The sequence below is a fragment of the Haloactinopolyspora alba genome (assembly GCF_003014555.1).
GTDB classification, from domain to species: Bacteria; Actinomycetota; Actinomycetes; order Jiangellales; family Jiangellaceae; genus Haloactinopolyspora; species Haloactinopolyspora alba.
Genome location: NZ_PYGE01000011.1, coordinates 34,643 through 57,629 on the forward strand (window position 1 = coordinate 34,643; position 22,987 = coordinate 57,629).

The 22,987-nt window shown below is 69.1% G+C and carries 22 protein-coding genes and 1 pseudogene; 15 read left to right on the plus strand and 8 right to left on the minus strand.

The annotated features are described in order from the left end of the window. Nucleotides 1-35 precede the first annotated feature (35 nt). Nucleotides 36-992, minus strand: coding sequence for a helix-turn-helix transcriptional regulator (locus CLV30_RS15315; RefSeq protein ID WP_165358687.1), 957 nt, complete (start codon nt 990-992; stop codon nt 36-38). Between the two features lie 106 nt (nt 993-1,098). Here CLV30_RS15315 and CLV30_RS15320 point away from each other — a divergent pair, with 106 nt between their 5' ends. The 5 genes from CLV30_RS15320 to CLV30_RS15340 all read left to right on the plus strand — a co-directional run bounded on the left by CLV30_RS15320 (nt 1,099) and on the right by CLV30_RS15340 (nt 7,194). After that, on the plus strand, nt 1,099-1,821 hold the full coding sequence (locus CLV30_RS15320; protein ID WP_165358688.1) for an alpha/beta fold hydrolase: 723 nt from the start codon (nt 1,099-1,101) through the stop codon (nt 1,819-1,821). Between the two features lie 119 nt (nt 1,822-1,940). Further along, nucleotides 1,941-2,747 (plus strand): TetR/AcrR family transcriptional regulator, encoded by an 807-nt coding sequence (locus CLV30_RS15325; protein WP_106538099.1) that lies wholly within the window; start codon nt 1,941-1,943, stop codon nt 2,745-2,747. A 181-nt stretch (nt 2,748-2,928) separates the two neighbouring features. Further along, nucleotides 2,929-5,190 carry an MMPL family transporter gene (locus CLV30_RS15330; protein ID WP_106538100.1) on the plus strand — a complete coding sequence of 754 codons (2,262 nt, stop codon included), beginning with the start codon at nt 2,929-2,931 and terminating at the stop codon, nt 5,188-5,190. A gap of 7 nt (nt 5,191-5,197) precedes the next feature. Then, complete coding sequence (locus CLV30_RS15335; RefSeq protein ID WP_106538101.1) at nt 5,198-6,463, plus strand: sensor histidine kinase; 1,266 nt, start codon at nt 5,198-5,200, stop codon at nt 6,461-6,463. Then, nucleotides 6,460-7,194: a response regulator transcription factor gene (locus CLV30_RS15340; protein WP_106538102.1), complete on the plus strand. Its 735-nt coding sequence runs from the start codon at nt 6,460-6,462 to the stop codon at nt 7,192-7,194. The genes CLV30_RS15335 and CLV30_RS15340 overlap by 4 nt, the downstream gene beginning before the upstream one ends. Here the strand turns inward: CLV30_RS15340 and CLV30_RS15345 are convergent. Beyond that, complete coding sequence (locus CLV30_RS15345; protein ID WP_106538103.1) at nt 7,164-7,757, minus strand: TetR/AcrR family transcriptional regulator; 594 nt, start codon at nt 7,755-7,757, stop codon at nt 7,164-7,166. The two genes, CLV30_RS15340 and CLV30_RS15345, sit on opposite strands and share 31 nt — an antisense overlap. 114 nt (nt 7,758-7,871) lie before the next feature. On the opposite strand from CLV30_RS15345, the gene CLV30_RS15350 reads away from it, so the two are divergent. The 3 genes from CLV30_RS15350 to CLV30_RS15360 all read left to right on the plus strand — a co-directional run bounded on the left by CLV30_RS15350 (nt 7,872) and on the right by CLV30_RS15360 (nt 11,283). Next, on the plus strand, nt 7,872-8,909 hold the full coding sequence (locus CLV30_RS15350) for an aldo/keto reductase (RefSeq protein ID WP_106538104.1): 1,038 nt from the start codon (nt 7,872-7,874) through the stop codon (nt 8,907-8,909). Nucleotides 8,910-9,062: 153 nt separating this feature from the next. Next, complete coding sequence (locus CLV30_RS15355; RefSeq protein ID WP_165358689.1) at nt 9,063-9,671, plus strand: TetR family transcriptional regulator; 609 nt, start codon at nt 9,063-9,065, stop codon at nt 9,669-9,671. Nucleotides 9,672-9,762: 91 nt separating this feature from the next. Further along, entirely contained in the window at nt 9,763-11,283 is a 1,521-nt protein-coding gene (locus CLV30_RS15360) for a DHA2 family efflux MFS transporter permease subunit (RefSeq protein ID WP_106538106.1), read from the plus strand. Between the two features lie 39 nt (nt 11,284-11,322). Here CLV30_RS15360 and CLV30_RS15365 read toward each other — a convergent pair whose 3' ends face one another. After that, the gene (locus CLV30_RS15365) at nt 11,323-11,997 is read right to left on the minus strand and encodes a TetR/AcrR family transcriptional regulator (RefSeq protein ID WP_106538107.1); all 675 of its coding nucleotides are present in this window, start codon (nt 11,995-11,997) and stop codon (nt 11,323-11,325) included. 90 nt (nt 11,998-12,087) lie between these two features. Here CLV30_RS15365 and CLV30_RS15370 point away from each other — a divergent pair, with 90 nt between their 5' ends. Next, on the plus strand, nt 12,088-12,882 hold the full coding sequence (locus CLV30_RS15370) for an alpha/beta fold hydrolase (RefSeq protein WP_106538108.1): 795 nt from the start codon (nt 12,088-12,090) through the stop codon (nt 12,880-12,882). 1 nt (nt 12,883) lies between these two features. Here the strand turns inward: CLV30_RS15370 and CLV30_RS15375 are convergent, their stop codons facing one another. Continuing rightward, nucleotides 12,884-13,792, minus strand: coding sequence for an RNA polymerase sigma-70 factor (locus CLV30_RS15375; RefSeq protein WP_106538109.1), 909 nt, complete (start codon nt 13,790-13,792; stop codon nt 12,884-12,886). A gap of 161 nt (nt 13,793-13,953) precedes the next feature. Between CLV30_RS15375 and qcrB the strand changes: the two genes are divergently transcribed. Continuing rightward, nucleotides 13,954-15,642 carry a cytochrome bc1 complex cytochrome b subunit gene (qcrB, locus tag CLV30_RS15380; protein ID WP_106538110.1) on the plus strand — a complete coding sequence of 563 codons (1,689 nt, stop codon included), beginning with the start codon at nt 13,954-13,956 and terminating at the stop codon, nt 15,640-15,642. On the opposite strand, the gene CLV30_RS27345 is transcribed toward qcrB, so the two are convergent. From CLV30_RS27345 to CLV30_RS15390, 4 genes and pseudogenes are all read right to left on the minus strand, one after another. Continuing rightward, nucleotides 15,559-16,164, minus strand: a complete 606-nt coding sequence (locus CLV30_RS27345) for a J domain-containing protein (RefSeq protein WP_240723338.1) — start codon at nt 16,162-16,164, stop codon at nt 15,559-15,561. The genes qcrB and CLV30_RS27345 overlap by 84 nt on opposite strands. A 104-nt stretch (nt 16,165-16,268) precedes the next feature. After that, the gene (locus CLV30_RS27350; protein WP_129711059.1) at nt 16,269-16,646 is read right to left on the minus strand and encodes a Rossmann-fold NAD(P)-binding domain-containing protein; all 378 of its coding nucleotides are present in this window, start codon (nt 16,644-16,646) and stop codon (nt 16,269-16,271) included. A 16-nt stretch (nt 16,647-16,662) separates the two neighbouring features. Next, nucleotides 16,663-16,878 (minus strand): annotated as a pseudogene (locus CLV30_RS27890) (NAD(P)H-binding protein); the annotation flags it as partial. A gap of 20 nt (nt 16,879-16,898) precedes the next feature. Beyond that, the gene (locus CLV30_RS15390) at nt 16,899-17,270 is read right to left on the minus strand and encodes a VOC family protein (protein WP_106538217.1); all 372 of its coding nucleotides are present in this window, start codon (nt 17,268-17,270) and stop codon (nt 16,899-16,901) included. Between the two features lie 159 nt (nt 17,271-17,429). On the opposite strand from CLV30_RS15390, the gene CLV30_RS15395 reads away from it, so the two are divergent. The 5 genes from CLV30_RS15395 to CLV30_RS15420 all read left to right on the plus strand — a co-directional run bounded on the left by CLV30_RS15395 (nt 17,430) and on the right by CLV30_RS15420 (nt 22,821). Further along, nucleotides 17,430-18,257: a VOC family protein gene (locus CLV30_RS15395; protein WP_106538112.1), complete on the plus strand. Its 828-nt coding sequence runs from the start codon at nt 17,430-17,432 to the stop codon at nt 18,255-18,257. A gap of 32 nt (nt 18,258-18,289) precedes the next feature. Next, nucleotides 18,290-19,633: a S41 family peptidase gene (locus tag CLV30_RS15400; RefSeq protein ID WP_106538113.1), complete on the plus strand. Its 1,344-nt coding sequence runs from the start codon at nt 18,290-18,292 to the stop codon at nt 19,631-19,633. 126 nt (nt 19,634-19,759) lie between these two features. Beyond that, the gene (locus CLV30_RS15405; RefSeq protein WP_106538114.1) at nt 19,760-20,455 is read left to right on the plus strand and encodes a class I SAM-dependent methyltransferase; all 696 of its coding nucleotides are present in this window, start codon (nt 19,760-19,762) and stop codon (nt 20,453-20,455) included. Between the two features lie 504 nt (nt 20,456-20,959). Beyond that, nucleotides 20,960-21,952, plus strand: a complete 993-nt coding sequence (locus tag CLV30_RS15415; protein WP_106538218.1) for a phosphotransferase — start codon at nt 20,960-20,962, stop codon at nt 21,950-21,952. A gap of 113 nt (nt 21,953-22,065) precedes the next feature. Continuing rightward, complete coding sequence (locus CLV30_RS15420) at nt 22,066-22,821, plus strand: DinB family protein (protein WP_106538115.1); 756 nt, start codon at nt 22,066-22,068, stop codon at nt 22,819-22,821. The last annotated feature ends 166 nt before the right edge of the window (nt 22,822-22,987 follow it).

Genomic DNA, 22,987 nt, shown 5'->3' on the forward strand with positions numbered 1-22,987 from the left:
ACCCCGCGCCGAGCCGAGAGCTGACGCGACGGGGTTCACCCGTCCACCGAGGCGCGCAAGGACGCCACGTGCGCCCGTACGGCCTCGACCAGAGCCTCCGGCCCCCGCACCGCGAAGCGCCACGGCAGTGACGCCAGCGCTCGGGCCATCCCGGACAGGTCCTCGACGCCGCTGACCACCACCACGCCGCCGTCCGGGCAGGCATGCAGCTCACCGAAGGTCGACGGCAGTTGATGCCGCGCCTCGTCGACCGTGGTGTCCAGCCAGACCTCGGTGCGGTGTGTCCACGCACCGAGGGTGAGCCCCTGCCGCACGTGCTCCACCGGATCGAAGCCGGCCGGAACGACGAAGCGATGCGGCAGCTCGGCGGCGCGACCGATCCGGTCGGCACGGAACATCCGCACGTCGGTTCGCAGATGGTCGTGCCCGACCAGGTACCAGCGCCGAGCGTGCACGACCAGGCCGTACGGGTCGACGTCGCGTGTCGTGGCGCTACCGTCCGCCCGGACATGCTCGATACGCACGCGCCGCCGCTGCCTGACGGCCGTGCCGAGTGTCAGCGTCACCTCCGGGTCCGGTGTCACCGAAGCGCGCCCGTCCGGCAGCACGTCGGTGACCTCGAGCATCGCGTTCACTCGCTGCCGCAACCGCATCGGCAGCACGCGGTTCAGCTTGACCAGCGCCTGATCGGTCGGTGACGGCACATCCGCAGCGGCCGCGCGGCTGGCGGCCGCCAGCGCCACGGCAGCCGACACCGCCTCGTCGTCGCTGAGCATCAACGGTGGCAGCCGGTAGCCGTGGGCGAGCCGGTACCCGCCGTAGCGGCCACGGGTGGAAGTCACGGGGATGCCGAGCTCACGCAACGCGGCAACGTACCGGCGCACCGACCGTGGATCGACGTCGAGCCGTTCGGCGAGCTCGTCGGCGGGCACCTGGCCGCGATCCTGCAGCAGTTCGAGCAAGGTCAGAACGCGAGTCGCGGGCCGGGACATGATTCGTACTTTAAACCGGACGGAAACCGTCCACATAGGACTCTACGGTGACGGCGTCGGCCGCCCGGACGAGACCGGCGGCACCCGTCGAAAGGAGCAACTCGGCATGTCCACGATCGTTCTGGTCGGTGGCTCGTTCCTCGGGGCGTGGGCGTGGGAGCGTGTCACGCCCGCCCTCGTCGAGGCGGGCCACGACGTCGTCCCGCTCACCCTCACCGGGTTCGGCGACCGCGCGCACCTGGCCACTCCCGAGACGGCGCTGTCGACGCACGTGACCGACATCACCGCCGCCATCGAGACGGCCGACCTGCGCGACGTCGTGCTGGTGCTGCACTCGTACGCGGGCGTGCCCGGAACCGTCGCCGCCACCCGTGTCGACGCCCGCATCGCCCGGATCGTCTATGTCGCAGCCGCCCTGCCGACGCCGGGGAAGTCCGTGTTCGACACCTCACCGCCACAGATGGAACAGATGATGCGGCAGCTCGCCGACGCCCAAGGTGACGGCTGGCGGGTCCCGGTGATGAGTGACGAGATCCTCGACACGTTCTACGGCGAACACGGCCTCGGAGCCGAGGATCGCGCGTGGCTACGGGCACGCGCCGTCGGGCACCCGATCGCCACGCTCCGCGAGCCGGTGCCGTCGGACCTGAGCCTGCTCGAGCGGATCGACCGCACGTACGTCGTGTGCACGGGCGACCCGGGGGAGCCGCCGGTGGCCGACGACACCCCCGGGTTCGACGTCGTCGCCCTGGAGAGCGGGCACTGGCCGATGATCACGGCGCCGGTGTCGCTGGCCGGCCTGATCGACCGGATGGCCAGCCGCCGATGACGCCGTCACCAGCGGAATCAGCATTCTCGTATCCGATACGGAAATGTTCTCGTACGGCATACGAGAATGTACGATCATGGTGCGGCCGGAGCAGTACGGCCGCGACGGGAGACTCGACGATGACCACCGACGGCCACGCGGCCGGCACCGACCGGCTCATGGCCGTGCTCTGGGGTCGCGAGCGTCCGCCGCGCGCGACCACCGGACCGCGGCTGGGCCGCCGGCCGGCACTGACGATCGACGACGTCGTCGTGGCCGGTGTCGACCTGGCCGACGCGGAGGGCCTCGACTCGCTGTCGATGAGCCGGCTCGCACGCAGGCTCCGCGTCGGCACCATGACGCTGTACACGTACGTCGGGTCGAAGGCGGAGCTGGTCGCACTGATGGTCGACGAGGTCCTCGCCGAGCGCGCCCTGCCCGGCGCCGACGAGCCGCGTCCCGCGGGCTGGCGCACCCGGCTCGAGCTCTACGCCGAGCGCACCCGGGGGATGTTCGGCGCGCACCGGTGGCTGCACTCCGGCGCGTCCGTGCAGCCACCGCTCGGCCCGGGCCTGACCGACGGCAAGGAGTACCTGCTGTCCGCCCTGGACGGCACCGGGCTCACCGCGCGCCGGCGCAACGCCGTCGCCGGAGCCGTCGCGTTCTTCGTCGACGCCGCGGCGGCGTCGGAGTCATCGTCGCCGGATGCCACCGCGTCGCCGAGCGACGACGGGGGAGACGGGGACGGATGGTGGCAGGACGCGTTCGACCCGGCCCGGTACCCGGCGACGGTCGACGTGTGGCGCCACGGCGGGTTCGACGTGCCCGCCGACAACCTGGCGGAGTTCTCGTTCGCGTTCGGCTTCGCCCGGCTCCTCGACGGCATCGAGGCGACCATGATGACCCGGCGGCCCGGAACCGCCGAGCCGGCGCCGGTCGCGGGCTGAGACACGGGGTAGCGCTCCTCCCTGAAGAGGAGGCGCGGCCACGGCTGTGAGCCCGGCTACTGCGGACGCATCAGGCACAACTTGATGCACCGCGGCGACGCGCAGAAGGGCCGTCACCAGGGATTCTTCATTGAGCGGGCGCGGCCCGCCCGTTCTTGCAGATTTCCCGATCGGAGTAGTGATGGCCACCCTTCTTTATCGAATCGGACGATGGACCTTCCGGCGACGCCGGCTGGTCGGCTCGCTGTGGCTGGCCGCCCTGATACTCGTCGGCGCGGCCGCCATGACGGCGGAGTCGGGTCCTGAAGCCGAGCTGTCCATGCCGGGCACCGAGTCGCAGGAGGCGTTCGACCTGCTCAACGAGCGCTTCCCGGAGGCGGACGCGGAAGGAGCCGAGGCCCGCATCGTCTTCCGCGCCCCCGAAGGGCAGCAGGTCACGGCACCGGAGCACCAGGAGACGATCCAGGACACGATCACCGAGCTGGCCGAGAACGACCAGGTCGCGTCGAGCACCGACCCGTTCGCCACGGACGCGGTCAGCCAGGACGGCACCACGGCCTACGCCACCGTCACCTACACCGAGCAGACCGCGGGCCTGGACGAGGCGACGATCGCCGCGTTGGAGGAAGTGGCGGCAGTGAACGCGGACTCCGAACTGACCGTCGAGGTCGGCGGCTCGGCGCTGGAGGCCGAGGAGAGCATGGGCGGCACCTCGGAGCTGATCGGCCTGGCCGTGGCGGCCGTGGTGCTGATCATCACCTTCGGGTCGCTGATCGCGGCGGGCCTGCCGCTGCTGACCGCACTGATCGGGGTCGGCGCAGGGCTGCTGTCGATCTCGGCGCTCGCCGCCCCGCTCGGCCTGTCCTCGACCTCCTTCATCCTCGCGATGATGCTGGGCCTTGCCGTCGGCATCGACTACGCGCTGTTCATCGCCACCCGCTATCGATCCGAACGCGCCGAAGGACGGGCGCCGGAAGAGGCCGCCGGACGCGCGGTCGGCACGGCGGGTTCGGCCGTCGTCTTCGCCGGCCTGACCGTGATCATCGCGCTGGCCGGGCTCGCGGTCATCGGCATCCCCATCCTGACCAAGATGGGTATGGCCGCGGCGGGCACCGTCGCCCTGGCCGTGCTCGTCGCCCTGACCCTGGTTCCCCCGTTCCTCGGCTTCTTCGGGCGCCGGATGCTGCCCCGCTCCATGCGCAAGTCCGGCGCCACCACCGCCACGACCGCCACCGCTGACGCCGCGACCGGCACGACCGGTGCCCCGAGCGGCCGCGGCCGGCAGGGTCTTGGTGTGCGTTGGGCACGCCTCGTGCTCCGCCGTCCCGTGGCCGTGCTGGTGACGGCCGTGTTCGGCCTTGGGGCCGTGGCACTGCCCGCGACGAGCCTCGAACTCGGGCTTTCCGGCGACGAGTCGCTGTCCACCGAGACCACCCAGCGCCGCGCCTACGACCTGCTCTCCGAGGGATTCGGTCCTGGCTTCAACGGCCCGCTGACCGTGGTGGTCGACACGCAGGACGCCGCCGACCCGCAACTCGCCGGCGACCGGACGGCCGAGACGATCTCCGGCATGGACGGCGTCGTCTCGGTGACCGAACCGGCCTTCGACGAGGCCGGGGACACCGCCACCCTGACGGTCGTTCCCGAGACCGCGCCCAGCGACTCCGAGACGAGCGACCTGGTCCACACGATCCGCGACGAGGTCGACCGCATCGAGGCGGACACGGGCGCCGAGGTCCTGGTGACCGGCACCACCGCGATGAGCATCGACGTCTCCCAGGCACTGAGCGACGCGCTGATCCCCTACCTGGCGGTCGTGGTCGGCCTGGCGTTCCTCCTGCTGACGGTCGTGTTCCGCTCGCTCCTGGTCCCGCTCAAGGCCACCCTGGGCTTCCTGCTGTCGGTCGGCGCCGCGCTGGGCGTGGTGGTCGCGGTCTTCCAGTGGGGCTGGGCGGCGGACCTGTTCGGCGTCGGTCAGACGGGCCCGGTCGTGTCGCTGATGCCGATCTTCATGATCGGCGTGGTCTTCGGCCTGGCCATGGACTACGAGGTCTTCATGGTCAGCCGGATGCGTGAGGCGTACGTCCACGGCGAGAGCCCGAACCAGTCGATCGTCAGTGGTTTCCGCCACAGCGGGCGAGTGGTGGCCGCGGCGGCGATCATCATGATCAGCATCTTCGCCGGCTTCATCGGCTTGTCCGATCCGATCATCAAGACCCTGGGCGTGGGCCTGGCCGCCGCGGTCGCCTTCGACGCGTTCGTCGTCCGCATGGCCATCGCGCCCGCCGTCCTGCGACTCCTCGGCCATCGCGCCTGGTGGCTACCGCGTAGTCTGGATCGCATGCTGCCGAACGTCGACGTCGAGGGCGAGGCCCTGGACCGCGCACAGCACGCGGCGACGCCGGCCGACGAGACACAGCAGCCCGCGCCCACCGGGAGCTGAACCCGGCATGTGGACAGTGCAGGACATCCGCGGCGCGTGGGCACACCACCCGAGGTGGCGAGAGGCGACGATCACGGCGGTGGCAGCCGCGCTGTACCTACTCGGCGCCAGCCTCGACCCCGATGCCGAGACACTCGTGGCCCCTCCGGCCTCGGCCTACCTCGTCGCCGCGCTGTCCTGCGCTGTCCTGCCCATCCGACACCGGAGCCCCCGAACGACCATCGCCGTGGCCACCGGCGGCGCTTGCCTGGGCCCGGCGCTGGACTTCCAGGTCAGTCCGCTACTGCTGGCGCCGGTCATGATCGCCGTCTTCTCGCTCGCAACGCGCTCGGAACGACGCGAAACGGTCATCCCCGTCGCCCTGGCCATGGGCCTCCCGGCCGCCTCCGCCATGCTGTTCGCGGCGCAGCCCTGGCAGGAAGCGGGCACCGCCGTCACCCTCGCCTTCTTCCCGGTGTTGGCCGCCGTGCTCGGCACCTCCGTGCGCAACCGGCGCGCCGTCATCGAGGAACGGGCTCGGCGGGCCGAGATGACCCGGGAGAACGAGGCACACCGGCGCGTGGTCGAAGAGCGGATGCGCATCGCGCGCGACCTGCACGACGTGGTCGCCCACCACATCACTCTGGTGCACGCGCAGGCCTCGGTCGCGTCCCTGTTCTTCGACTCCAGCCCCGACAAGGCCCGCGAGTCGCTCGACCAGCTCACCGAGAACACCAGCGACGCGCTCAACGAACTACGCGCCACTGTCGGCCTGCTGCGCCGCTCCGAAGACCCCGACACACCCCTCGATCCGGCTCCGGGTCTGGCGGACCTGCCCGCGCTCGTCGAGTCGTTCCAGCGGGCGGGCCTGACGGTGTCGGTACACCGCAACGGCCCGACGAAGCCGCTGTCACCCGGCGTCGACCTCACCGCCTACCGCATCGTGCAGGAGGCACTGACCAATGTCACCAAGCACGCCGGCACCGCCACGGCACGGGTGGACCTCACCTACGCACACGACGGCCTGACCCTCACGGTCACCGACGACGGAGGGCACACGACCCCGGCCGGCTCCGACGATTCCACCGGACACGGCCTGACCGGCATGCGCGAGCGGGCCACGGCCGTCGGCGGCCGACTGTCCGCGGGGCGCCGCCCGGAAGGCGGCTACCGCGTCACCGCGGAGCTGCCGATGCCGGCGTCCCGGAACGCCGCCACGACCGGCAGCGCGAGCGAAGACCACAGACCGGAACCGGACGGCGAGGACGTCGCCGGAGGGAGGACGCCCTCGTGACGATCACGGTGCTGCTCGCCGAGGACCAAGCCCTCCTGCGCGAGTCCTTCCGAATGATCATCGACTCCGCCGACGACATGACCGTCGTCGGCGAGGCGGGCGACGGCCGGGAAGCGCTGCGGTTGACCCGCGCGCTGCGGCCGGACGTCGTCATCATGGACATCCGCATGCCGGAGATGGACGGCCTTGCCGCCACGAACGAGATCTCCGCCGACCCGGACCTGAGCGGCAGCCACATCCTCATCCTGACGACGTTCGAGATCGACGAGTACGTGGCCCGAGCGCTGCGCGCCGGAGCCGGTGGCTTCATCGGAAAGGGCATCGCCGTCGGCGACCTGCTGTCCGCCATCCGCACCGTCGCCAGCGGCGACGCCCTGTTGTCTCCCACCGCCACCCGTGCTCTGGTGAGCCGCTTTCTGGCCGCGCCGGACGGCACCCAGGCGAGCGATGCCGTGAACGAGCCTCCGGAGCTGGACGTGCTCACCGGACGCGAACGCGAGATGGTGGCGCTGGTCGCCACCGGTCTGTCCAACGACGACATCGCCGCCCGGTTGGTCCTCAGCCCGTACACGGTCCGCACCCACGTGCACCGCGCCATGATGAAGCTGGACGCCCGCGACCGGGCGCAGCTCGTCGTCATCGCCTACCAGTCGGGCCTGGTCCGTTCGCGGGCCGAGGGAGACAGGGGAGCGCCGAGCCGTCAGTCGGACGCAGCCGAGGGCCCGCCGTAGCGCAGTCCGTCGACGAGCAGGCTGATCGTGCGGCGGGTATAGGCGTCGTCGTCCGCAGCGGCGATGCCGCTGACGGCCCGCAGCAGGTCGTACGGGACGACGTCGGCACGGATGTCGCCGGTCGCGGCGGCGGATTCCAGAAGGTGCGTCACGGCGGGGACGAACCGCTCCATGAAGTACGCGGGCAGGCTTTCGAAGGCGGGATCGCCGGAATGCATGGCGGTCTTGAGTCCGCGCTTGTCGGCGACGAACCGCGCCAGCCGCTGCAACCACCGCTCCAGGGCCTCGACCGGCTCGTGCTGCTCCGCCAGGGCGGAAGCGGCCTCGGCGCACGCGTCGACCTCGTGCCGGAACACCGCGGTGATGAGGTCCGAGCGCTGCGGGAAGTGACGGTAGAGCGTGCCCGCCCCCACACCGGCCTTGGCGGTGATCCGTCGCACCGGCGCGTCCACCCCGTCCGTGGCGAAGACCTCGGATGCGGCGGCCAGCAGGGCATCCAGACTGCGCTGGACGTCGGGCCGCACGCGGCGGGCAGTGGACGCTTCGGTGGTGCTGTCGGACATCCGGCGTGTGCTCCCTTGACGCGACGGAACAGTGTTCCATATTCTCGGTGCTGAACGGTGTTCCGCTTTTAGTCTAGCGGGCACGCGACCACCAGTCCACGCATGAGGAGAACCATGCAGTACCGCACTCTCGGCCGCACCGGCATCAAGGTCAGCCCGTACGGGCTCGGCGCCCTGATGCTCGGCGCGTCCATCGGCAACCCCGACCACGACGACTCGATCAAGATCATCCACAAAGCGCTGGACGCGGGGATCAACCTCATCGACACCGCCGACGCGTACTCCCAGGGCGCGTCCGAAGAGGTCGTGGGCAAGGCGCTCAAGGGGCGCCGGGACGACGTCGTCCTGGCGACCAAGTTCGGCCTCCCGGCGGGGGACGATCCCAACCGGCGGGGCACCTCACGGCGCTGGATCATGACCGCGGTCGAGAACTCACTGCGCCGCCTGCAGACCGACCACATCGACCTGTACCAGATCCAGCGCCCGGACCCCGACACCGACATCGATGAAACGCTGTCGGCGCTGTCCGACCTGATCCGCAGCGGGAAGGTCCGTGCCATCGGGTCGTCCACGATGCCGGCCTCGGACCTCGTCCAGGCACAGTGGGTGGCCGAGCGGCGCGGCCTGGAACGGTTCCACACCGAGCAGCCTCCCTACTCGATGCTCAACCGCGGCATCGAGAGCGAGGTGCTGCCGGTCGCGCAGCGCTACGGGATCGGCACGCTGGTGTGGGGGCCGCTCGGACAGGGAATGCTCACCGGCCGCGCCCGCAAGGGTCAGCACAGCGACCTCGTCCGCGCCCAGATCCCGTTCATGACGGCCATCCGGAACGAGAGCCGGCTCGACGTGGTCGAGCAGCTCATCCGGCTCGCCGACGAGGCGGGCCTGCGGATGACCCACCTCGCGATGGCGTTCGCCATCTCTCACCCCGGCGTGTCCAGCGCGCTCCTCGGCGCGCGCACGATGGAGCACCTCGACGACCTCCTGGCCGGGCTCGACGTCACCGTGACCGACGAGATCCTGGACCGGATCGACGAGATCGTCCCGCCCGGCACCGACGTCGGCGGCAGGCTCGACCAGGCGTACGTACCACCGGCCCTGCAGCGCTCGGACCTGCGTCGCCGCCCCGACGGCGAGCGCCTCGCCGCCTGAGCACTCCGCGGGGGAGCGGAGCACGTACACCGCGCTGGAGACCTGCCGTCGTGCGTGCGGGCAGGTCTCCAGCGGCGTGCACCGAAGATCCGGCACACCCGCGACCCGGGAACTGAGTTGCAGTGCGTGCAAACAATGCGTAATCTGCACGGCATGGTTCCCGACACCGGCCGTACGCCGCACGCGGGTACCGACCTGCGCGAGCGACGCCGGTTGTCCACCCGCCGCGAGATCACCCGCCAGGCCGTGGACCTCGTCCTGGAGCACGGGCTCGCCGAAGTGACCGTCGAGGACATCGCCGGCGCCGCCGGCATCTCGCCGCGGACGTTCTTCAACTATTTCCCGTCCAAGAAGGCGGCTCTGGTGTGCGGCCCGGAGCCGTTGTCCGACGACATCGTCGAGCAGTTCGTCGCCGACCGCGAGACGCCGCTGCTCGACGCGTTGCAGGCACTCTTCGTCGAGAACGGCGCATTGAGCCCGGACATCCGCGACGGGGTCCGGTCTGTGCAGCGGCTGCTCGCCCGGTATCCGGAGCTGATGCCGGCGCTGCACGAGAGCATCGCCGAGTTCGAGTCCACGGTCGCCGGCGCCGTCGCGCGCCGCCTCGGCGTGGACGAACACGACGACCGTCCCGTCGTCGCGGCGGCCGTCTCGTCCGCGCTGCTGCGCGTGGCGGTGACCAAGCACAGCGGCGAGACGGAGTCGCCGCTCGAACAGGACATCGCCGACTCCTTCACCGCGTTGCGTGCCGTGATGGCCTGAACCGCCACCGGCCCGCAGCCGTCCCGACGATCCACTCGACGTCCACGACCCGGCGCACCCCTGCGCCTCGACCCCAACCTGGAGTGCCTGGATGACCACTGTGCCCGATCCGCCGGAGGCCCAACGCGGTCTCGACGCCGGCGTCATCAAGATCGCCGGCGTCGTCGTGCTCGGCGCGATCATGTCGATCCTCGACATCACCGTCGTCAGCGTCGCGCTGCCGACGTTCCAGACCGAGTTCGGCGCCAACTACGCCACCGTCGCGTGGACGATGACCGGCTACACCCTCGCTCTGGCCACTGTGATCCCGCTGACCGGGTGGGCCGCTGATCGGTTCGGCACGAAGCGGCTGTACATACTGGCACTCGTCCTGTTCGTCGCCGGATCGGTGCTGTGCAGCTCGGCCTGGGACATCTCGTCCCTGATCGCCTTCCGTGTCCTGCAGGGACTCGGCGGCGGCATGCTGATGCCGCTGGGCATGACCATCCTCACCCGTGCCGCCGGACCGGACCGCATCGGTCGCATCATGGCCCTGCTGGGCATCCCGATGCTGCTCGGCCCGATCGGCGGACCGATCCTGGGCGGATGGATGATCGAGAGCCTCAGCTGGCACTGGATCTTTCTGATCAACCTGCCCATCGGTCTCATCGGGATGGCGGCCGCGGCGAAGATCCTGCCCAAGGACGCGCCGACACCCAGTGAGTCGTTCGACTGGACCGGCATGCTGCTGATGTCGCCCGGGCTCGCTCTGTTCCTGTTCGGCGTCTCGTCGATCCCGGAGGAGGGGACCGCCGCGTCCACCCGTGTGCTGGTGCCGATGGCCATCGGCGCCGTGCTGATCGCCGCGTTCGTCCGGCACGCGTTCCGCCCCGAACACCCGTTGATCGACCTCCGGTTGTTCAAGAACCGCCAGTTGACCACCGCCGTCATCACGCTCACCCTGTTCGCCATCGCGGTCATGGGCGCGATGCTGCTGATCCCCAGCTACTTCCTGCAGGTCCGTGGCGAGTCGACGTTGCAGGCCGGCATCCTCGTCGCGCCTCAGGGCCTGGGAGCGATGCTGACGATGCCACTGGCCGGCCGGCTGGTCGACCGGACCGGGCCCGGCCGCATCGTGCTCAGCGGCCTCGTCTTCGTGGCCGTTGGTCTCGGAGTGCTGACCCAGGTGGGCGCCGACACGTCCTACGTCGTCGTGCTGGGTGCGCTGTTCCTCATGGGTATGGGCATGGGCGCCACGATGATGCCGACCATGACCGCGGCGCTGCAGACACTGACCGATCACATGATCGCCCGCGGCTCGACCATGATGAACATCGTCCAGCAGGTCGCGACGTCCATCGGCACCGCGGTCATGTCCGTCGTGCTGAGCAGCCGGCTCAACGACTCGGAACTGGCCCGGCCGGCCATCGCGTCGCAGTCGAATCCCGCGATCGCCGAGCAGATGCCGCCCGGGGCGATCGACCAGGGTCTCTCCGACGCCGCGTCCGGCTTCGGCACCACGTTCACGGTCGCCGTCGTCCTGGTGGTGCTCACGTTGGTGCCGGCGGCGTTCTTCCCGCGCCGCAAGACCGCCGCGCAGGGGGAGGGGACCAGCGCGATGCCGGTGCACTGACCGGCCGACCCACGTGCCGTGCGGGTGCGGTCAGCGCGCTCAGGTGCGGCCGTAAGCAGCCAGGAAGACCCGCACGCCCTCGTCGGCGTAGTGCCGCATTTCCGCGGCGGTGAACCCGGTGTCACCGCCGCGGAACATCGCCGCATTCAACGGGATCGAGAGGATCAGCCAGTTGAAGTGCTGAGCGGCGAGCGTCGAGTCGTCGACACGCAGCAGTCCGCGGTCCGTCAGCGCGCGGAACTGTTCGGCGAGGACGGCATGAGCACGTTCGGGCCCGCTGGCGTACCACGTCCGGGCCAGCTCCGGGAAGCGCTCGGCCTCGGCGATGATGATGCGCCGCATCCGGATCAGGTGTGGCTGCGTGACTTCGACGATGTGCCGACGCGCGAACTGCCGTAGATCGGTCTCGACGTCGCCGCTGCAGCCGAGGGCGGCCACCTGTTCGTGGGTGAGCCGCTCGGCAGCGCTGATGTCGGCGGTGACGATCGCCGTGAACAGCCGCTGCTTGTCGTCGAAGTGCTTGTACACGGTCTGTTTGGACACCGCTGCGAGCGCCGCCACGTCGTCCATGCTGGCGCCGGCGTAGCCGTCCCGGAGGAACACCGTCCGAGCCGCCTGCATGATGGCCTGACGTTTCAGTGCCGACCGCCCTTCCGGCGGGGTGCCGGTTCCGGCCTCGGGATCCGCGTCCGTCACGCGGTTCTCTGCGCTCATGACACCTCCTCCGTCTCGCCTTGAGCGTACTAGACGGTTCAGTACTAATCGAGTACTGTACCGTCTAGTACCAACCGGAGGGAGAGCATCATGCCGAGCACGGAGTACGTGACGTCGGCCGACGGGACGCCGATCGCCTTCGACCGCCACGGCGCGGGGGAGCCGGTCATTCTGATCGGCGGCATCCTCTGTGACCGTCAGACGACCTTGCCGTTGGCGCAGCAGCTCGCAACGCGCGTCGGAGTGGTCAACTACGACCGCCGGGGCAGGGGAGACAGCAAAGACACCGCTCCGTACACGGTCGAGCGAGAGATCGACGACCTCGCCGCGCTGATCGACGCGGCCGGAGGCGTGGCCGCGGTGTACGGGCATTCCTCCGGCGCCGGCCTCGCGCTGCGCGCCGCCGCTGCCGGACTCGCGATCTCGAGACTCGTGCTGCACGAACCGCCGTACGGCGCCGCCGACGAGCAGAGCAAGCGCGACGCCCGTGAGCTCGCCGGGAACGTCCGCGACGCCGTCGAGGAGGGGCGCCACGGTGACGCCATCGCGCGGTTCCTCACCGAAGCGGGAATGCCGCCGGAGATGGTCGAGCAGGCGAGTACCAACCCCTCGATGCAGGCCATCGCGGTGACGATGCCGTACGACTTCGACGTCATGGGGGACTTCGACCGCGGTGGCGCGGTCCCGGAGGAGCTCGTGCGCGCCGTGCGTATCCCGACCCTCGTGATCTCGGGCGGGGCGAGCCCGGACTTCTTCCGCGACGCGGCCGCGCACATCACCGAACTACTCCCGAACGGGATTTCCGCCGTCCTCGAGGGGCACGATCACGGCGCCCCTGCGGACGTCGTCGCGCCGGTGGTGGCGGACTTCCTCGACGCCCCGTGACTCAGCGGCTCAGCGTGGTCTCGTGCCGCATTCGTGACAGCTTTTCGGGGTTGCGGACGGCGTAGAGCCCGGTGACGAGGCCGTCGTCGATCCGCACCGCCACGACGCTGTCGAGTTCGCCGTCGAGTCGCATGATCAGCGCCGGGTAGCCATTCACCTGCACCGGTTCGAACGACATCTGAGATCCCAACCTGTCCAAGCCGGCGGCCAGCAGCCGGCCCACCTTGTCGGCCCCCACGACGGGCCGCGGTACGGCCTGCTTGACGCCACCGCCGTCGCCCACGAGGACGACGTCCGGCGCGAGAATGTCGAGCAATGGCTGCAGGTCGCCGGTTTCGGCGGCCCGTTTGAAGGCGTCGAGCGCGGCTCGGGACTCGGCCGGGGAGACGACGTCGCGCGGTCGACGCGCGGCCACGTGTTCCCGCGCCCGGTGGGCGGTCTGGCGCACGGCGGCGGGGGTCTTGCCGACGGCGTCGGCGATCTCGTCGTAGCCGAGGTCGAACACCTCACGCAGCACGAACACCGCCCGTTCCATCGGCTTGAGCGTCTCCAGCACGAGCAGCATCGCCATCGAGACGCTCTCGGCCAGCTCGACATCCTCGGCAACGTCGGGCGCGGTCAGTAACGGCTCGGGCAACCAGGAACCGACGTAGGACTCCTTGCGGCGTCCAAGGGTGCGTAGCCGGGTCAGCGCCTGACGGGTGGCGATCCGGACCAGGTACGCACGCGGGTCACGCACCGTGTCCAGATCGACGCCGGCCCAGCGCAGCCACGTCTCCTGCAGCACGTCCTCGGCATCGGCAGCCGACGCCAGCATCTCGTAGACCACCGTGAACAACAGCTTGCGGTGCGCCACGAACACCTCGGTTGCCGGGTCGACGCGGGCGTCCTCGTTCGTGCCGCTGACCATGGGCGGCTCCTGTCTCTTCGCTCTCGACCGTGTCACCCATAGGACGCCTGGCAACACCGTTTTGTGACATCCCCGTGGCGTCCGTCATCCGGCAGCACTGTCACAAGGATCGTTTCGCCGGTGTCTCATGTACGACCGGCCGACTGCGGGGAGCGCAGAGCATGAGTATCACGACCAAGAAACCGGATCTCCAGAACGGACGCGTGCGCAGCCTGGCCACCCGCCTGGTGCGTCTGGTGGACGGGGACTCCCCGTCGTCCACCGGGTCGGCGCACGGTCTTCGACGCACGTTCCCAAATCGCTGGTCACTGCTGTTCGGCCATATCGCGTCGTTCAGCTTCCTGCTGATCATCGTGTCCGGCGTCTTCCTGACGTTGTGGTTCGAGCCCTCGATGGCCACGGTCACCTACAGGGGCGACTATCTTCCGCTGCGCGGTGTCGAGATGTCCGAGGCGTACGCCTCCACCTTGGAACTGTCCTTCGAGGTCCGCGGGGGCCTGCTGATGCGCCAGATCCACAACTGGGCGACGCTCGTGTTCGTCGCCGCGCTGTCCGCCCACATGCTGCGCATCTTCTTCACCGGCGCGTTCCGCCGGCCGTGGCGGCTCGCCTGGCTGATCGTGCTGGGCCTGCTGGTGCTGGGCATGGTGGCGGCGTACACCGGCAACGCGTTGCCCGACGATCAGTTGACCGGGACCGGCTTGCGCGTGACCGAGGGCGTCATCCTCGCGGTCCCGGTCATCGGCACGTATCTGTCCTCGTTCCTGTTCGGTGGCGAGTTCCCAGGCGACGACATCATCGCCCGGTTGACCTTCGTCCATGCCCTGGTGCTGCCCGTACTGATGGTCGCACTGTTCGCCGTGGGGGTGGCACACGCCCGGCGTCGGCAGCCGGCACTGCGGACCGCAGGAGGAGACATCGGCAAGGCCGCCCACGAGCCGAACGTCGCGGTCGCGTCCGGTCTGGACCGAACGGTCAGAGCTGGCGGCCTCATGCTCATCGTTTTCGGTGTCATCGTCCTGATGGCCGCCACCATCCAGATCAATCCGGTCTGGCTCTGGGGACCGTTCGACGCGGCGCAGGCCACTGCCGGCAGCCAGCCGCCCTGGTACTTCGGTTTTCTCGACGGGGGACTGCGGCTGATGCCTCCGTGGGACGTCGACCTGTTCGGACACGAACTGACGTTGAGCGTGCTCGTCCCAGCCATGGTGATGCCGGGTCTGATGCTGACCGCGCTGGCCGTGTACCCGTGGATCGAACAGCGGGCAACCGGCGTCCGGCCCGACGACCACACGCTGGATCGGCCGCGGAACATGCCGGTACGCACCGGCCTCGGGGTCGCGTTCATCGTCTTCTACCTCGTGCTGTGGATCGCCGGCGGCAACGACATACTCGCCACGGTCCTCCAGGTTCCGCTGAACTGGATCACCCGATTCCTGCAGGTCAGCCTCATCGTCATGCCTCCGTTGGCGTTCTGGATCACGAAACGGATCTGTTTGGGGCTGCAACTGCGTGACCGCGACATGGTGCTGCACGGACGGGAGTCCGGCGTCATCGTGGCGAGTTCGAACGGTGCGTTCTCCGAGTTGCGCACACAGCTCTCAGCACTCGATGCCGAGCTTCTGACGTCGCATCCGCAACGGATGCCGTTCGACCCGGGACCACCCGCCGACGCCAACGGGGTACCGAATCCGAACTATCGGGCGGATCGACGTCGCGCGCGGATCTCGCGGTTCTACTTCGCCGACGTCGTACAGACGTACGCCTCAGGCCAGGATCACCACCGTGAGGGTCACCACGCTCGGCAGCACGAAGACCGACAGCGCGAAGAAGAGCGTCAGCGCGGCTGACACGCGGGTGCCACCACCACGATCATCGCCGCCGGTCCTTTTCGTCCGCCAGAGCGCGAGTAGCCCGGTCACCATCGCCGCCGGCCAGAGCAGGGGTCCGAGCAGCGCGAGCACCACGGTCACGACCGCCCATGGATTCGATCCGGCTGGGGCAGGGGAGACGGACGCCGGACGCGGGTCGGTTCGAGGGCCGCCGCCGGCCGAATCGCGCGGCTGACCAGACATCCCGCGACCGAACGACGACGGTGGTGCACCACGGCGTGTGGTGCCGCGGAACTCACGATCCATCCGCCCGGGCCGGCGCGCCGCGTCGTAGGCGATGCGGCGCCGGGGATCGAGCAGGATGTCTCGGGCACGTGTCAACTGGCGGAACGTGCTGTCGTCGCCGCCGGCATCGGGGTGTCCGCCTCGAGCGGCACGCCGCCGGTACGCCCGAACCACCTCGTCGTCACTCACGTCCCGCTCGACGCCGAGGACGGCGCGCGGATCGCGCCCGTCCAGTTCCGTGAAGTCACTGTTCACCGGCACACCACACCCTCCCGCGCCACGGACACGTCGTTGCTGCACATACGACGCCGCGCGGGACAGGAATGTGACACGCCGCGGTCGCTCCCGAAGACGCCGGCTCAGACGCGTGCGGAGCTGTCCAGCACGTCGGCGAGGGACAGGGGAGCGGTTCCCGTGATACGGCGGACCTCGTCCGAGACGGTGTCCCAGCGCTGCTCTCGGACAGACGCGAACATCGTCGAGAAGGCTTGGGTCCACCACGCGTCCGCACCCGAGTTCGCGAGTTCGGCGACGTGCGTGCGAGGTTCGACGTCGACGTACCGCACCGGTTCGGGTGACGTGCGCGTGACCACGTCGGCCACCGCGTCCATGCTCAACGCCGCCGGCCCGGTGATGTCGTGGTGCAGACCGGTGGGGGCCGACGTAGCGAGGATCGCCAGGCAACGCCCCGCATCCTCGCGTGAGACGAGCGAGATGCGTCCGTCCCCGGCGGGCACGCGCAACGTCACCGTCGCTGGACACGAAGACCAGGACGTCGACGTCTCGCAGCGCCGAGCGCAGCGACGCAAGGTCGTCGTAGTCGGCACGCACGGGGAGGACGGCCTCGTGTGGCCGGACGGCTGCCGGCCGGCGCGCCAGTGCGACGATTTCATGGGCGGACGTGGCCGCCAGCACGTCCACGACCTGCCCGCCCACCGAACCCGTGGCCCCGGTCACCGCGATTCTCACCGACGCCCTCCACCTTCGCTTCAGCAGACATCGAACTCGTTACCCTCAGGGTCGGCCATGGTGACGTGGTCGTGGTCGAATTCAGCGAGCACGCTGGCGCCGAACGCGCTCAGTCTGTCCACCTCGTCGCGGATCCGCTGCCACTGCTCGTCCGGTGAGCCGTCGCCGGCGACGTTCAGGTCGAGGTGCATGCGGTTCTTCGCCGTCTTGGGCTCAGGCACCTCGATCAGAGCCAGGTGCGGGCCCACACCATTCGGATCCATCAGCCAGGCGAACCCGCGGCCGGGACCCTGGGTAGGAGAGTGGTCGACGTATCCCAATGCCTGCGTCCAGAACGCCGCGAGGCTTGGCGCATCGGCGCAAGCCATCGCGATTTCAACCACTGGGGGCATCACCGTCACGTCAGACGTTCCTGGGCCAGCAGACTGAACACGAAGCTAGAGCCCGGGTGGTCATCTATCAATGGTCATGGCCGGGACCTTCACGCCGGAGTTCCATGATCGTCGGATTGCGGCCAGACGCTGACCTAAACGCCTCGTAGCGTGGCCTCCATGGAGATGTTCAGGACCTACCCCGAAGGCGTCACCTCGTGGGTCGACGTCGAACACGCAGACCTGGAGGCCGCGCGCGAGTTCTACTCGCGTCTCTTCGGGTGGAACTACATCGAGGCCGTGGGAGCGGACGGCGCTGTGCCTTATGTCATCGCGCAACTGGGCGGTCAGGCCGTTGCCGGCCTGGGCCGGTCCGACGAACGCTCAACCGGCTGGAGCACGTACGTCGCAGCCGATGACGTAGACCGGGTAGCGGCCCGCGTCGAGGCGGCGGGCGGACGCGTCGTGCTGCTATCGGAGGTCGGCGACGCCGCCCGCATCGCCTGGTGCGAGGATCCGTCGGGCGTGCCGTTCCGTCTCTGGGAGGCCACGCGGCAGCCTGGCGCCCAGCTGGCCAACTCACCGGGTGCGTGGAACTTCAGCGACCTCCATGCCGCCGACACCGCGGCCGCGGCGGCGTTCTACGGCGAGGTGTTCGGCTGGGAGTTCGACGACGTCGGGTTCGGCGCCATGATCCGCCGACCCGGGTACGGCAACCACCTCGCCGCTACCGTCGATCCCGGTATCCGCGAGCGCCAGGCCGAGGTTCAGGCGCCTCCCGGCTTCGCCGATGCGATCGGCTGGCTCGCGCCGGCCGCGCCGGACGAGCGGACGCACTGGCACGTCACCTTCACGGTCGCGGACCGGGATGCCAGCGTCGCCACGGTCGAGCGCATCGGCGGCACTGTGCTGGATACCGAGGACACCGAGTGGACCCGCCATGCCCGCGTGCGCGACCCGCAAGGTGCGACGTTCACGGTCAGCCAGTTCACACCGCAGGCCGGCTAGCCGACCTTTGACGGTCTGTTTAGCATCGCCGGATGCTGCCTTCGTTCCACCGGCCGGTGTTGTGGCGTCTCGATCACCTCCCTGATCGGGACGACGTCCTGCCGCTCCTGGAACTCGAGGCCGCCGAGTTCACCGCAGTGCTCGGCCAGCCGGTGCGTTTTCACCGTGCTGACGACGGCGACCGCGAAACCGATGTCTGGGACGTGGCCGTCGCCCCGGACGTGGGTTCGCCGCGTCTGGAGTGCGATCCGGAATCGCGCCGGCTCGCTCTGACCGTGCCTGATCCCTCGGCATTCGGCGACGGCGTGAACCTGCTGCACAGCCTGGCTCACTCGGCGTCGACCATGGTGTCCGACACGGAGACGAAGACGTGTGCCGACGCCTTCGACCGGATCCACGCCGAGGTGGCGAACATCTATCCGTCCTTCGGGTTGCGCGACCTCGATTGGGGAGTCATCACTGAGCGGTACGAATACGTCCGTGACCTCGACGGGGACGAATTCTGGGCGCACGCGGCACGGTGGGTGGCCGAGCTCGGTGACGCGCATACTCAGCTGATCTTTCCGGGGCCACGGTTCCACCCGCCGTACGTCGCCGAGATGATTCACCCGGACGGCGCCGTGCTGCGGAAGGTGCCGGAGGACAGCGCGGCATGGGCTGTCGGCGTGCGGCCGGGGCACACGATGGTGGTGGACGATCCGGCCGCCTGGCTCCGAACAGTCGGTGCATCACCACAGCAGCACGCGCTGATCGCGGCCAGGCGCTTCATGGCGATGTCGGCCAAGACCCGCGACTTCACCGCCACGGCGTCCGACGGCACCGAGCGTTCCTGGACCGAAACACGGCGAGCCCGTCCCAGCGTGGCGGCCGACGGCAACTGGATCCGGATCGCGGCGTTCACGCCGGACGTGCCGGAACAGCTCCACGAGGCATTGGCGGGCGCGCACCCGGACGGGGAGCTCACCCTCGATCTCCGGGGGAACACCGGTGGCAGTCTGGTGGCCGCTGCACAGGCCCGCAGACTGTTCGTCCGGGACGAGACGCCCTTCGGCTCGGTCGCCTTCACCACCGGCCGTGGTGATCTCGCGGCGGCGGTAGATCTGCGGACGTCACCTGACCCCGACGCCTGGCCCGGCACCGTGCGAGTCCTCGTGGACGCGATGACGTACTCCGCAGCCGAGGACTTCCTGCATCCGCTCGTCGGGGCGCCGCATGTCTCGATAGCCGGCGGACCGACCGGCGGCGGTTCCGGCCGCCCGCACACCAGGCTGCTCAAGGACGGAGCGCGACTCGCCGTCAGCACCGCGATCACCTACACCCGCGACGGCCGGCCGATCGAGTACCGGGGAATCCAGCCGACGCGCTCGTTGCCGTAGGGATGCCGTATCGTGCCGCCAAAGCAAGTCAGAGACCGGCGCGACAAAGTAGACGGCCGCCGAACGGGCCGTCGGGCCAAGGTTCAACCTCTATTTTGGGGCTCAAGGCCAAGCATCGGCGGAGGTATGACAGCAACCGACTACGACGACTTCGCGGACGCCTACTCGGCAGAGAACGAGTCCAACCTTTTCAACGCCTACTACGAGCGCCCCGAGATACTGCGCCTCGCAGGTGACGTCTCGGGCCGCCGAATCCTGGATGCGGGCTGCGGATCCGGGCCGCTGTCGGCAGCGCTGCGCAGCAAGGGTGCCGCCGTCACCAGCTTCGACGTGAGTGCAGCTATGGTCGACTTGGCTCGCCAGAGGCTGGGTGAGGACGCCGACCTGCACGTGGCCGACCTCGGTGGGCCGCTGCCGTTCGCCGACGCCGAATTCGACGACATCGTCGCATCCCTGGTCCTGCACTACCTGGAGGACTGGGCCAGCCCGCTGGCCGAGCTGCGACGTGTGCTGAAGCCCGGCGGTCGCCTGATCCTCTCGGTGAACCATCCCAGCGCCTACGCGATCGTGTATCCCGACGCCGACTACTTCGCGGTCACTCGGTACTCGGAGGACTACGTCATGGACGGGCAAACTGTCATCCTGACCTTCTGGCATCGACCGTTGCACGCCATGGCGGACGCCTTCGCCGCAGCGGGATTCCGCATCGCGGCTGTCAGCGAACCGCCGCCAGCCGCGAACACTCCTCAGGAGCTGCTCCCTCCTGACTTGTATGGCCGGTCCTTCATGTGCTTCCTCTTCTTCGTCCTCGAGCTCGCCTGAGACCGAACGCTCCCATCGGATCAAGGGTGTTGTCAGCAGGGATGACACAAGGGGCAACAATTGCCGCTCATGTCACCGCCTTCCTACACAACGGCAAGCACATCCGCCTGGCCGGAGAACGGGCGCCGACAGACGACCGTCAGACCCGGCCCGAGGTTCACCGGAGGAGGGGCCCCGAAACGCTTACTTAACATAATGTACATTATCGGCGTTATCGAGCTCAGCGAGCTGCAGCAGGACCATCTCGATGCGTGGCTTGCCAGCGGACCGAGCACACGCCGACTGGTCGACCGACACGCCTGGGCACGCTGCATGAGTTCACCAAACTCGGTCCAGTGCCGATCATCGCCGATACGCTCGGCTATCACTCGCGATCCACGATCGAGTGTCACGCAATCGGCTCAGCGAGCGCCTATGCCGAGTACATCGCGGCCAAGCGCGAATTGAGTTGACTCGGCGAGGGCTCAGACCGAGTGTGCCACCCCGCGTGCTGGGATGTTGCGCATGGAGGAGACACACGTGCCCAAGTTGGAGATGTTGTGGGAAGCGCACGACCCACAGACCGCGCTCGCGGAACGGTTCGGCTTCCGGGACGCCGTATCGGCCGGTCGCTGGGTCACAATTACCGTTCACGAGCACTGGGGCATCCACATCGACTCTTGCGAGCGGATCGTGATCAGCGGCCGCAATGCGTTGGCCTGGGTCACGAGCCCGTCCGGTCAACTGCTCGCGAAGTGGTCGGTCGCCCCAGAGCGGTTCGCACGCCTGTCGCAGATCGCTCGACTCACGCAGTGGCTTGACGGGAAAGAGCTGCCAGTGTCGTCGCCCGTTCAGTCATCTACCGGTCAACCTCAGGTGGAGGTTGACAAGGCTTCTATGTGCCTCCAGCGTGTTATCCAGGGCGATCTCCTCGACGTTGACGACGACGATCAGGTACGAGCCGCTGGCGCGGCGCTAGCCCAGCTTCATCAAGCGCTCGACGGATATCCGGACGCCGATCAGGTAGTCCCGCACCAGGCGCGACCGCAACCGTTGGCGGTCCGTGTCACCGACTGGATCGACTCCGCTGGCGATCATGTCCCAAAGCCGGCTCGCGACGCCCTGGGGCGGCTCGTCGCCGGCGCACCAGCTGACAGGCTGCCCACACAGCTCGTCCACGGCGACTTCCGCTCGTCGAACGTCCTGTGCGCCGGCTACAAGATCGCCGCGGTGATCGACTTCGAGGAGGTCAGAGTCGACCACTGCATCGACGAGATCGCTCGATCGGCCGTCATGCTCGGGACACGGTTTCGCGACTGGGGGCCTGTGTCCGCAGAGGTCCGCGCAACGTTCCTATCCGGCTACCAGTCTGTACTGCAGCTGACGCCGGTCGAGAAGAGCTGGTGGGCCGTCCTCGTGCTCTGGTACGCCATGGCACTCGTGCCGCCTGGCGACGACCCAACAGGGTGGGGCTCATCAGCGCTGAGCCACCTTGCGGAACTCGCCTTGGACGCGTGAACTCCCGGCTCACGAGCTCCCGATCCCCTGCCAGTTAAGCCACGAAGTGGAAGTAGATGCAGGCACTCTGCCAAAACGTGGCGTGGGCGGGACGGTTGCGCGAGACTGCCTCTATGGCTGCTGAGTACACCCAGAGTGACCAGTTCCGTGGTGCCCGCATCCACCTGTGTGACCTGGCGGGCCTCGAGATCCGCGATTGCGAGGTCAGCGGTCTGAAGATCGTCGACTGCTACGGGAGCGACATCTACCTAGGTGGTGCCTTCGAGCGTCTCGTCGTCAACGACGTCGACGTCACCGACTACGTCGAGAGCGAGCTCGACCGGCAGCAACCGACGCGGGTGCTGGCGCGTGACGCGGAGTCCCCCGACGACTATCGGGCTGCCTGGGATGCCGTCGAGGCCTTGTGGGCAGCGACGCTCGACCGAGCCGGGCTCTTGCCCGAGGCCAAGCTGCACGAGCAGGTCGACGGCGAGTGGTCGTTCGTCGAGACGCAACGGCACCTGCTGATGGCCAGCGATGCCTGGCTCGGTAATGCCGTCCTCGAGGAGGACGCGCCCTACCACCCGCTAGGCCTTCCATACGGCGGGATGCCGCCCGACGAGTCGGCGAAGCTCGGGCTCACCCTCGACGCCACCCCGACGCTCGACGAGGTGCTCGCGCCGCGGCGCGCCCGCATGGCCACGATGCGGCGTGTCGTCGACGGGCTCACCGGGCTGAAGCTCGATCGCGTGTGCGGTCGGAAGCCGGCGGACCCGTATCCCGACCAGGAGTACGTCGTGCGCCGCTGCCTCAAGGTGGTGCTGAAGGAAGAAGCCGAGCATCACCGATATGCGGTGCGCGACCTCGCCGTGCTCGAGGCCGGTGCGTGAACTGGGGTGAGGGCGCGCGTCAGCGACACCGAAGTACTTGAGCAACACCGGCCGCTGGTGTCTGGCAGCACGGCGCCGGCCACGCCCGCCAAGCAGCAGGTCGCTGACCCGACGGGATGACTTCCAGCCGGATGCGTGATGCTACTCCCGGCTCATCTAACTCCCG

What these genes read in the sequence shown, in the direction of transcription:
- CLV30_RS15315 (WP_165358687.1), bottom strand. Translation starts at nt 992, where the DNA reads ATGTCCCGGCCCGCGACTCGCGTTCTGACCTTGCTCGAACTGCTGCAG.
- CLV30_RS15320 (WP_165358688.1), top strand. Translation starts at nt 1,099, where the DNA reads ATGTCCACGATCGTTCTGGTCGGTGGCTCGTTCCTCGGGGCGTGGGCG.
- CLV30_RS15325 (WP_106538099.1), top strand. Translation starts at nt 1,941, where the DNA reads ATGACCACCGACGGCCACGCGGCCGGCACCGACCGGCTCATGGCCGTG.
- CLV30_RS15330 (WP_106538100.1), top strand. Translation starts at nt 2,929, where the DNA reads ATGGCCACCCTTCTTTATCGAATCGGACGATGGACCTTCCGGCGACGC.
- CLV30_RS15335 (WP_106538101.1), top strand. Translation starts at nt 5,198, where the DNA reads ATGTGGACAGTGCAGGACATCCGCGGCGCGTGGGCACACCACCCGAGG.
- CLV30_RS15345 (WP_106538103.1), bottom strand. Translation starts at nt 7,757, where the DNA reads ATGTCCGACAGCACCACCGAAGCGTCCACTGCCCGCCGCGTGCGGCCC.
- CLV30_RS15350 (WP_106538104.1), top strand. Translation starts at nt 7,872, where the DNA reads ATGCAGTACCGCACTCTCGGCCGCACCGGCATCAAGGTCAGCCCGTAC.
- CLV30_RS15355 (WP_165358689.1), top strand. Translation starts at nt 9,063, where the DNA reads ATGGTTCCCGACACCGGCCGTACGCCGCACGCGGGTACCGACCTGCGC.
- CLV30_RS15360 (WP_106538106.1), top strand. Translation starts at nt 9,763, where the DNA reads ATGACCACTGTGCCCGATCCGCCGGAGGCCCAACGCGGTCTCGACGCC.
- CLV30_RS15365 (WP_106538107.1), bottom strand. Translation starts at nt 11,997, where the DNA reads ATGAGCGCAGAGAACCGCGTGACGGACGCGGATCCCGAGGCCGGAACC.
- CLV30_RS15370 (WP_106538108.1), top strand. Translation starts at nt 12,088, where the DNA reads ATGCCGAGCACGGAGTACGTGACGTCGGCCGACGGGACGCCGATCGCC.
- CLV30_RS15375 (WP_106538109.1), bottom strand. Translation starts at nt 13,792, where the DNA reads ATGGTCAGCGGCACGAACGAGGACGCCCGCGTCGACCCGGCAACCGAG.
- qcrB (WP_106538110.1), top strand. Translation starts at nt 13,954, where the DNA reads ATGAGTATCACGACCAAGAAACCGGATCTCCAGAACGGACGCGTGCGC.
- CLV30_RS15390 (WP_106538217.1), bottom strand. Translation starts at nt 17,270, where the DNA reads ATGCCCCCAGTGGTTGAAATCGCGATGGCTTGCGCCGATGCGCCAAGC.
- CLV30_RS15395 (WP_106538112.1), top strand. Translation starts at nt 17,430, where the DNA reads ATGGAGATGTTCAGGACCTACCCCGAAGGCGTCACCTCGTGGGTCGAC.
- CLV30_RS15400 (WP_106538113.1), top strand. Translation starts at nt 18,290, where the DNA reads ATGCTGCCTTCGTTCCACCGGCCGGTGTTGTGGCGTCTCGATCACCTC.
- CLV30_RS15405 (WP_106538114.1), top strand. Translation starts at nt 19,760, where the DNA reads ATGACAGCAACCGACTACGACGACTTCGCGGACGCCTACTCGGCAGAG.
- CLV30_RS15415 (WP_106538218.1), top strand. Translation starts at nt 20,960, where the DNA reads ATGGAGGAGACACACGTGCCCAAGTTGGAGATGTTGTGGGAAGCGCAC.
- CLV30_RS15420 (WP_106538115.1), top strand. Translation starts at nt 22,066, where the DNA reads ATGGCTGCTGAGTACACCCAGAGTGACCAGTTCCGTGGTGCCCGCATC.